The sequence below is a fragment of the Chitinophaga sp. Ak27 genome (assembly GCF_012726295.1).
Lineage (GTDB): Bacteria > Bacteroidota > Bacteroidia > Chitinophagales > Chitinophagaceae > Chitinophaga.
The window spans coordinates 1-1,789 of sequence record NZ_JABAOB010000019.1; the positions used below are offsets into that span (position 1 = coordinate 1).

Here is a 1,789-nt window from a genome sequence, read left to right on the forward strand (position 1 = left end):
GGGGCTGACCAAAAAGGTCGGCCCTTTTCTTTGCAGAGAAAGGGCCGATTAGTAATTTTAATTACCACATTGAAATTACTATGGCCAAAACTAAGACTAAACAGGTATTTAAACAATATACGCCTAACCAAAATTTTTTACTACCTCCGAATCTGGAAGAATTAATCCCATCGGATCATCTGGTTCGTGTTATCAGTGCTACTGTAGATAAAATGGACATAAGTCCAGTTCTGGGCAGCTATGAAGGTGGGGGAACTAGTGCGTATCATCCGCGTATGATGGTCAAGGTATTGCTTTACGGTTATGCGCTGAAGATTTATACGGGTCGTCGGATCGCGCGGGCATTGCGTCAGGATATCACATTTATGTGGCTTGCAGCCTTTAATCGCCCGGACTTCCGCACGATCAACAACTTCCGCAGTGGTGTTCTGAAGGATACCATTGAAGATTTGTTTAAAAGTATGCTGGTGTTTTTATTGGAGCAGGAGTATATCCGGTTTGAAAATTACTTCTGTGATGGCAGTACGTTCGGAGCTAATGCCAACCGGCATAAAATGGTGTGGAAGAAGAACGCAGGCAGGTATCTGGCGTCAACAGAACAGAAGTGCCTGGAACTGTTTAAAGAGATAGAAGCGCTAAATGCCAGCGAAGATAACCGATATGGAAATAAAGACCTGGAGGAACTGGGTCAGACCAGGCAAGTGGTCAGTACTGAACAAATCAGTGAACAGGCAGATAAGTTAAGTGATATTGCAGATAGATCGGCCGTCAGACGTACCAAACGGAAGGCGTTGAGTCTGAAAAAGAAGCTGGAAGAGCACCAAAGTAAAATAGAGACCTATAAACGGCAACAGCAATTAAGCGGTTCCCGTAGTGGCTATAGTAAAACAGATATCGATGCTACCGCCATGAAAATGAAAAATGATGAGATCCTTCCGGCTTATAATGTATTAATTGGTACAGAAAAACAGTTCATTACCAGCTATAGTGTGCATCAGAAAACCAATGATGGTGCCTGTTTTAAAGAACACCTGGCGCAGCTTGAAAAACATGGCGGCCACACCCCGGAAAACATCATTGCAGACAGTATTTTTGGCACTCAGGAAAATTATCAGCTACTGGAAGACAAAGAGATCAGCAGTTATATGAAGTTCCCGCTCTATCATAAGGAACAGACTACCAGATATCGCAATAATCCTTTTAATAAAGACAACTTCCGCTATGATACAGCTACTGATACTTATATCTGTCCCAATAATAAAACATTACGGTTCAGATTTGTGAAGACCGACCGCAACAAGAATGGCTACATCAGCTTCAGCCGGCTGTATGAATGTGAAAATTGCGGTGGATGCCCCTGGGCCGCTGATTGTAAGAAATCAAATGATAATAATCGGATCATAATGATCAATCAGATGCTGGATGCTTATAAAGATCAGGCGAGACAAAATCTAAAAAGTGAAAAAGGAGATCTGCTTAAACGACAACGAGGACAAGAGGTGGAGAGTTGCTTTGGGGATATCAAAATGAATCAATACTTCCGCCGTTTTAATCTAAGAGGTAAATCAAAGGTCTGCGCTGAGTTTGGCCTGGTCGCTATTGCCCATAATATGCGCAAAATACATCTCCAAAGACTAAAAATAACAGCCTGACAGGGAAAAACTGTCCTAAAATCACACTTTTAGACATTTAAACATCCCGACAATCAAATCAAGATCTAAAAGCTGAAAATTTATCACTTAAAAAAAAGGCCGACCAAAAAGCCTTATTTTACTTTTTGGTCAGCCCC

General features: G+C 41.8%; 1 protein-coding gene. It reads left to right on the plus strand.

Features of this window, described 5'->3' with window-relative positions:
• Positions 1 to 80: 80 nt before the first annotated feature.
• Positions 81 to 1,652, plus strand: a complete 1,572-nt coding sequence (locus HGH90_RS31435; protein ID WP_168767655.1) for an IS1182 family transposase — start codon at positions 81 to 83, stop codon at positions 1,650 to 1,652.
• Positions 1,653 to 1,789 lie beyond the last annotated feature (137 nt).

Excerpts from the sequence above, each read along its gene's own strand:
- HGH90_RS31435 (WP_168767655.1), top strand. The coding sequence starts at position 81 with ATGGCCAAAACTAAGACTAAACAGGTATTTAAACAATATACGCCTAAC.